Annotated in this window: 1 protein-coding gene; it reads right to left on the bottom strand. The window is 73.4% G+C overall.

The window, feature by feature from the left end; genetic code table 11:
• On the bottom strand, positions 1-522 hold a 522-nt coding region (locus tag AC27KI_RS27080), incomplete at both ends, for a hypothetical protein (RefSeq protein ID WP_487117004.1).

Below are 522 nucleotides of genomic sequence, written 5' to 3'. Positions count from 1 at the left end.
GCTGGCCAGGCCCGGCAGGCCCGCACGCGCCAGCTGCAGCGCGTCGCCGATGCCCGTGCGAACTTCCGCGCAGGGGCCGCCCTGGGCCCGCCACTCGTCGCAGGTGTTGGCCAGGGCGATCAGGTGGCCGGCGAGATTGCCGCTGTCCACCGACGACACGTAGGGCGGATCGAGCGCGCGCAGGTCCGCCGTGCCATACCAGTTGAAGAAGTGGCCCCGAAAGCGCTGCAGCTGCTGCAGCGTGGTGAACGTCGCCTCCAGGCGCGCTACCGTCTCCAGCGTGCCGGCCCAGCCGAAATCGCGCGCCGCGGCCGTCGCCAGCAGGTACAGGCCGATGTTGGTCGGCGAGGTGCGGCGCGCCACCACGGGCCGGGGCGTTTCCTGGAAATTGTCGGGCGGCAGCATGTGGTCCGCCGGCGTCACGAAGGTCTCGAAGTAGCGCCAGGTGCGCCGCGCGATCCGGCGCAGCGCCAGGGCCTGCGCGGGCTGCAGATCGAGCAGGGGCGCCGTGCCTGGCGGCCG

The sequence above is a fragment of the Acidovorax sp. KPB24-03 genome, from assembly GCF_057546605.1.
This window is presented reverse-complemented; position numbering and strand designations above follow the sequence as displayed.